This window comes from Streptococcus infantis (assembly GCF_047460875.1).
Lineage (GTDB): Bacteria > Bacillota > Bacilli > Lactobacillales > Streptococcaceae > Streptococcus > Streptococcus infantis_AA.
Genome location: NZ_JASHFI010000014.1, coordinates 41,647 through 48,166, shown reverse-complemented (window position 1 = coordinate 48,166; position 6,520 = coordinate 41,647). Strand labels below are relative to the sequence as shown.

Genomic DNA, 6,520 nt, shown 5'->3' with positions numbered 1-6,520 from the left:
AAGCTTCTCTAAGCTATAGCCTTGTTTTCTAAGTTCATAGATCTGAACTTTATCATCATAAGTTAATTTCATAATAAAAACACCCCAAAAGTTAGATTTTTATGTCTAACTTTTGGGGTGCAGTTCAAAATCAGCGTTTTTTCTTATGTATTGATTCGTATTGAATGCTTACTTAACTTCTGTAAACACAACGTGTTTGCGAAGTTTTGGTGAGTATTTCTTCAATTGAAGACGGTCTGGAGTGTTACGTTTGTTTTTAGAAGTAAGGTACAAGCGTTCACCAGATTCTTTGTGTTCAAGTGTAATATTTACGCGCATGGTATCTCCCTTCTATTATTCAGCTGATGCAGCTTTAGCGATCTTACGTCCTTTGTAGTATCCTTTAAGTGATACACGGTGAGAACGTGAGTAATCTCCAGTAGTTTCGTCAAAGTTTACAGATGGAGCTGTTACTTTGTAGTGTGTACGACGTTTGTTTTTCTTCGCTTTTGAAGTGCGACGTGCAGGTACTGCCATTTTGATTTCTCCTTTTAAGATATAAATTCAGTTAGGTTTGATTTTCATCAACTTTAATAGTATATCAAAACTTTTTTGTAAAGTAAAGTTACTTGACAAAAAAAGATAAAAAAATTTTCCTATCCAAGGTTCTGGATAGGAAAATAGATTAAATATCAATCTCGAATGGTTCATCAATAGTTTCTGAGACGTATTTCCCGTCTTTTTTTCGTTGTTTGACACATTCTGTAAGAAGATATTCAATTTGCCCGTTGACTGATCGGAAGTCATCTTCTGCCCATGATGCGAGTGCAGCATATAACTTATTCGAGAGTCGAAGGGGGATTTGCTTTTTTTTAGCTTCTGCCATTTCTAATAAAGGCTTCCTGTATTGACAATTGGTTGTGCATCATGATTGCCACAGAGAACGACTAGGAGATTTGAAACCATCGCTGCTTTACGCTCTTCATCTAGTTCAACCAACTCTCCTTCATTGAGACGTTCCAGTGCCATTTCAACCATTCCTACAGCGCCGTCTACAATCATCTTGCGTGCATCGATAATAGCAGATGCTTGTTGACGTTGAAGCATGACAGCAGCAATTTCTGGTGCATAAGCTAGGTATGTAATACGTGCTTCAAGGATTTCCAAGCCAGCATCCTCTACACGACTTTGGATTTCTTCACGAATGCGTTTCGCAACAATCTCGCTAGAGCCTCGGAGGCTGCCTTCATCTGCTTGCCCATCACCTGTAGTATCCACATTCGGAGACACATCGTAAGGATAGATACGGACAATATTACGAAGGGCGCTATCGCACTGCAATGACAGATATTCTTTATAGTTATCAACGTTGAAGACTGCTTTTGCCGTATCGACTACACGCCAAGTAACGGCGATTCCGATTTCTACAGGGTTCCCTAAGCAATCGTTAATCTTTTGACGGGAATTGCTCAAAGTCATAACCTTGAGGGAAATCTGTTTCTTGCCAATTTCAATGTTTACATCATTGCCATTTGATGATTTCATCCCTGAAAAAGGGGATTTTGTGCTAACGTCACCACTTTGACCTAGTCGAGTGTGGTTTGCAGGATTGACCGCTATACTGAAGGGATTGACAAAGTAAAAACCAGGTTCTTTAATGGTACCCGTATAGTTACCAAAGAGGGTCAAAACCAGAGCTTCCTGAGGTTTAACAACTTTTAAACCAGCATGAGCTAGAGCTGAAATTAAGATTAATAAAAGCCCGATAATAATTCCAAAAATATTTTCCGAACCAGCACCCATTATAAATATAAGGAAACCAAGTACGAGTGCCAACTCAATGAGTACCAATGCTACTACACCATTTGGCTTTGAATTGATTAGTTTTTCAGTCATCAGAATGACCTCCTGTTTTTGATATCTAAATGATATCACTTTAATTTATAAAGTCAAGAAATAAATGCAAAATTTTTAAAGAAAATATTTCTGTATAGAATTTTCTGAAAATTCAAGAATTTTCTTCTGTTCATTGCTTTTAAAATGTGCTATAATGATACAAACTGAATTGGGAGGGAACAAATGACAGAATTAGATAAACGTCACCGCAGCAGCATTTATGACAGCATGGTTAAATCACCAAACCGTGCCATGCTTCGTGCGACTGGTATGACAGATAAGGACTTTGAAACACCGATTGTTGGGGTCATTTCGACTTGGGCGGAAAACACACCATGTAATATTCACTTGCATGACTTTGGGAAATTGGCTAAAGAAGGTGTTAAATCTGCTGGTGCTTGGCCTGTGCAGTTTGGAACCATTACGGTAGCCGACGGTATTGCCATGGGAACACCGGGTATGCGCTTCTCCCTAACGTCTCGTGATATCATCGCGGACTCTATCGAAGCAGCTATGGGTGGTCATAACGTGGATGCCTTTGTGGCTATCGGTGGCTGTGATAAGAACATGCCGGGTTCTATGATTGCCATTGCCAATATGGATATCCCAGCTATTTTCGCTTACGGTGGTACTATCGCCCCTGGAAAACTGGATGGCAAAGACATCGACTTGGTTTCTGTATTTGAAGGAATCGGTAAGTGGAATCACGGCGATATGACAGCGGAGGACGTGAAACGTCTGGAATGTAATGCCTGCCCTGGCCCTGGTGGTTGTGGTGGTATGTATACTGCCAATACTATGGCGACAGCTATCGAAGTTCTCGGTATGAGTTTGCCAGGCTCTTCATCTCACCCAGCTGAATCTGCTGATAAGAAAGAAGACATCGAAGCAGCGGGATGTGCCGTTGTCAAAATGCTTGAACTTGGAATCAAACCTTCAGATATCTTGACTCGTGAAGCCTTTGAAGATGCCATTACAGTGACTATGGCTCTAGGTGGTTCTACAAATGCTACTCTTCACTTGCTCGCCATTGCCCACGCAGCTAACGTTGACTTGTCACTTGAGGACTTCAATACAATCCAAGAACGTGTGCCTCACTTAGCTGACTTGAAACCTTCTGGTCAGTATGTCTTCCAAGACCTCTACGAAGTTGGTGGTGTGCCTGCGGTTATGAAGTACTTGTTGGCAAATGGATTCCTTCACGGAGACCGCATCACATGTACTGGTAAGACTGTCGCTGAGAACTTAGCTAACTTTGCAGATCTTACTCCAGGTCAAAAAGTCATCATGCCACTTGAAAATCCTAAACGTGCGGACGGTCCGCTTATCATATTGAACGGTAATCTTGCTCCTGACGGTGCAGTTGCCAAAGTGTCAGGTGTTAAGGTTCGTCGTCACGTTGGTCCAGCCAAGGTCTTTGACTCTGAAGAAGATGCTATCCAAGCTGTCTTGTCAGATGAAATCGTTGATGGCGATGTTGTCGTTGTTCGTTTCGTTGGACCTAAGGGTGGTCCTGGTATGCCTGAGATGCTATCACTTTCATCAATGATCGTTGGTAAAGGTCAAGGAGACAAGGTTGCCCTCTTGACAGACGGACGCTTCTCTGGTGGTACTTATGGACTAGTTGTTGGACATATCGCTCCTGAAGCTCAAGATGGCGGACCAATTGCCTACCTTCGTACAGGAGATATCGTTACGGTTGACCAAGATACGAAAGAAATTTCCATGGACGTTTCCGATGAAGAGCTTGAAAAACGCAAGGCAGAAACAACCTTGCCACCACTTTATAGCCGTGGTGTCCTTGGTAAGTATGCCCATACCGTATCTTCTGCATCACGTGGTGCCGTTACAGATTTCTGGAATATGGACAAGTCAGGTAAAAAATAAGCAAATCAAAAGCAAGCCAAAAACGGCTTGCTTTTTTGTATTTTCAAAATAAATAATTATCGTGGAGGTAGCCCTAGAGCTATACGCCCATAACGACTAATACGTGTAATCTTCCAAGCTGGAGACCAAGTGACCTCTACCTTGACATCCTCAATCCCATCAATTTGTTTTAAACCTGCCACAATCTCGATTGGCAGACTTTCTGCACAGTCACAGGCAGTATCCGTGAAGGTCATGACAACTGTACAAAGTCCATTTTCGTCCAAGTCAATCTCGTAAATCAATCCAAGGTTGTATACATCTAACTCTACGTCTGTATCATATACTTTTTCGAGTACTTCAATGATTTGATCTTCCAATGCTAGAGCACGGTCATTAATCTTGATGTCTTCTCTCATTGCATTCCCTCCATTTTTAGACTGCACCTATTTTCTCATAATTCTGACAATTTGGCAAGTTTTTCCCAATCAAGACTTAATTTGCCATGAAACTCAAAGAACAGACTGAGACTAGATCATGGATTGGGCAAAGCACTGCTTTAAGATTGCTGACAAGATAGATAAACCGATAAGTTGAAGACCTGAATAGAGTCTACAGGAATTATTTTTTATCTTCCAAGAAAGGCTCCCTAAAAAGAAAAAGAGGCTAGGACAAAAGTCCTAGCCTCTCAATTGTCTTTGGATTGTCGAGCAAGACGCAGTGGTTGAGTGGGCTCTACTACGCTGATTTCATGAGCTTTTACAGCCCTACTCAACTGTGCGGAGGTGGGACGACGAAATCGAATTCTAACGAATTACCGATTTCTGTCCCACTCTCTTTTTAGATATTATTTTGATTTCACAGGTTTATCTGCTAGGGCCTTGATGGCTGAAGCTATCGTTTCTGCATAGAGCTTAGCTCCCTCTTCCAGCTTGGTATTGTCATTACCAAAGTGAACCTGGTCTGTTCCCTTCCAAATATCTGGATGATCCTTGGAAACTTGGTTCCAATCTGCAATTTCAATGTAGGGATACTTTTGAGCAACTTCACGCGCATAGCTGGCATATTGTTCTACATAAGGTTGAGTTTCCTGGCTTGTATCCCCTTCATAAGGTGTCACCAGAACAAGCTGATGCCCCTTAGGTAGATTTGTCACCAAGGAGTCTATGTCAGCCTTGTAGTCCTCAGGATTATTAACACCAGTAGCAATAACAACGATCTTAGGCAGTGCCTTATTTTGGCTATTATTCAGCATAATGGCATTGGCTTGCTTTGTATTTCGGCTTACTTGCCCATCTGTCTGAGCATCCGGCAAAACCTCTTGTAAACCAGGTGTTGCCCGCAAGGTTACAGAGTCCCCTATGATAGATACACCATCTGCAATATTGTAGCGGCTTGCTTCCGTCTGATCTGCCATAGTTTTTGTGCGAGTAAGATTGGTCTGCGCTTGTTTAAGACCATTGACAGTCAAATCTGTCTCAAAAGCACCAACTTGTGGAGCGATGATCATCACAATCAGTGTGATCAAACTAAGAATTCCGCTACTAGATGCAAAAATAGTCTTGATATGCGGAATCTCTTTTGCCTTTTGCAAAAGCCCTGTTGTCTTTCCAGCGATTAAAGGTTCAATTACATAGAATGAGAGGGTTGCAAAAAGATACGAGAAGACTGTCGTTAAAATCACTGCTGGCAGATTGCCCATCAACTGGGTAAATATAATGTAAAACGGCCAGTGGAAGAGATATACTGCGTAACTGGTATCAGCTAGGAAGCTAATCACCTTTGGTTCTTCAATGTTAGGTGTTTTCTCATGTAAAACTCGAGTAGCAAGAATCATAGCAAGTGCAGCTACACTTGCAAGTAAGAATCCAATCAAATAGGCAAAGAGATAGGTAAACTTCACGAAGAAGGTCAGTAAGAGCAGGACTCCCAAACCTGCACCAAAGACTAGCAAGGTCTGTTTCAAATCCCAGGTATTATTTAGACGCTTCACCAGAGTAGTCGTTTGACGGACACCTACCAAGGTTGCCAAGACACTACCTAGAAAGAAAGGATAGACGTGGGTAAAACTTGAAAAGTAAACCGTCGAGTAGGAGCTAACGATAAAGCTAACGATAAACATTGAAAGGAAACTGATGATAAAGGCAGCTGATGACAGGATAAATACTGTCCCTCTTAATTGTCCAGACGATTTCGCCCGCTTAGACAAGAACCAAACTGCCAAGCCCCACAAGATATAGTAATGAACTTCAACTGCTAGACTCCAATTGTGGACAAAAAGATGAGGGATAAACTGAGATTCATAACTCCCACCCGTTAGCATCTCGTAGAAGTTTGTCATAAAACCAAGGACACCAGCAATCTGACTACCTATACCTGCTACATAATCTTGGCGAACCAAGAAGGTGAAAGGCATTGTAACAAGTATCATCAAGACGACTGGTGGGAAAATCCGATAAAAACGTCTCCTGAAAAATCCTAAAAGATCAATTTGCCCCTTTTGACCATACTCTTCCAACAAGAGAGACGTGATGAGAAAGCCCGAAAAGGTGAAAAAGACGTCAACCCCGAAGAATCCTCCAGGAAAAATCGTCTGAAAGAAATGGTACAAAAGCACCAAGAGTAAGCCTGTAATCCTAATCAAGGAAAACCATTTAATACGCATACGAGTTTATTCTCCGTTCATTAGATTGACTAGAAAGCCATCTAACTTTCATTCCATATTACCTTTATTTTATCAAAAAAAGAAGAAAAATCCTAAGAGAAAACTTAGGATTTT

General features: G+C 41.4%; 7 protein-coding genes and 1 pseudogene. 1 reads left to right on the top strand and 7 read right to left on the bottom strand.

The features are described from left to right. The 5 genes and pseudogenes from QM887_RS09130 to QM887_RS09110 all read right to left on the bottom strand — a co-directional run. Nucleotides 1–72, bottom strand: a pseudogene (locus QM887_RS09130) (transposase); the annotation flags it as partial. Nucleotides 73–168: 96 nt separating this feature from the next. Then, nucleotides 169–318 (bottom strand): 50S ribosomal protein L33, encoded by a 150-nt coding sequence (gene rpmG, locus QM887_RS09125; protein WP_001265622.1) that lies wholly within the window; start codon nt 316–318, stop codon nt 169–171. Between the two features lie 15 nt (nt 319–333). Then, on the bottom strand, nt 334–516 hold the full coding sequence (gene rpmF / locus QM887_RS09120; RefSeq protein WP_000290417.1) for a 50S ribosomal protein L32: 183 nt from the start codon (nt 514–516) through the stop codon (nt 334–336). 148 nt (nt 517–664) lie between these two features. Further along, complete coding sequence (locus QM887_RS09115; RefSeq protein WP_000796543.1) at nt 665–865, bottom strand: PTS ascorbate transporter subunit IIC; 201 nt, start codon at nt 863–865, stop codon at nt 665–667. 2 nt (nt 866–867) lie between these two features. Continuing rightward, complete coding sequence (locus QM887_RS09110; RefSeq protein WP_414271344.1) at nt 868–1,875, bottom strand: SPFH domain-containing protein; 1,008 nt, start codon at nt 1,873–1,875, stop codon at nt 868–870. 183 nt (nt 1,876–2,058) lie between these two features. Here QM887_RS09110 and ilvD point away from each other — a divergent pair, with 183 nt between their 5' ends. After that, nucleotides 2,059–3,762 carry a dihydroxy-acid dehydratase gene (ilvD, locus tag QM887_RS09105; protein ID WP_414271343.1) on the top strand — a complete coding sequence of 568 codons (1,704 nt, stop codon included), beginning with the start codon at nt 2,059–2,061 and terminating at the stop codon, nt 3,760–3,762. A gap of 56 nt (nt 3,763–3,818) precedes the next feature. Here the strand turns inward: ilvD and QM887_RS09100 are convergent, their stop codons facing one another. Together QM887_RS09100 and QM887_RS09095 are read right to left on the bottom strand one after the other, a co-directional pair. Next, entirely contained in the window at nt 3,819–4,160 is a 342-nt protein-coding gene (locus QM887_RS09100) for a metal-sulfur cluster assembly factor (RefSeq protein ID WP_414271342.1), read from the bottom strand. Nucleotides 4,161–4,588: 428 nt separating this feature from the next. Beyond that, the gene (locus tag QM887_RS09095) at nt 4,589–6,406 is read right to left on the bottom strand and encodes an acyltransferase family protein (protein ID WP_414271341.1); all 1,818 of its coding nucleotides are present in this window, start codon (nt 6,404–6,406) and stop codon (nt 4,589–4,591) included. Nucleotides 6,407–6,520 lie beyond the last annotated feature (114 nt).